Genomic DNA, 302 nt, shown 5'->3' on the forward strand with positions numbered 1-302 from the left:
TTGGGGCAATGTTTCCCATTCGCTCAAAGCCTTTTTATAATCACCTATTTGAATAGCAACTTCCATCCGTGCTGCAATCGCTCCTAGCGTCATACCTTTAACATCTCCAATCGGTCGCGAAATAACCAAACCTTTTATCCATGCAAAAATCCGTTCAAAAAAACTAGCATCTGGCGCAACAACCTTTTGCGTAGCAACGATTGCATCGGCAACATTGGCAAAATTAGCTGAAAGCTGCGCTGGACTTGGAAGACCTATAGTGGCTGTTTTTTGCAACAGATCAAGTCCATCGATGGAAGGCG

The 302-nt window shown here is 44.0% G+C and carries 1 pseudogene; it reads right to left on the reverse strand.

Annotation, left to right across the window (positions count from 1 at the left end):
* Positions 1–302, reverse strand: a pseudogene (locus ACFIK8_RS09180) (COG4223 family protein); the annotation flags it as partial.

Source organism: Bartonella sp. MR168JLCBS, from assembly GCF_042194175.1.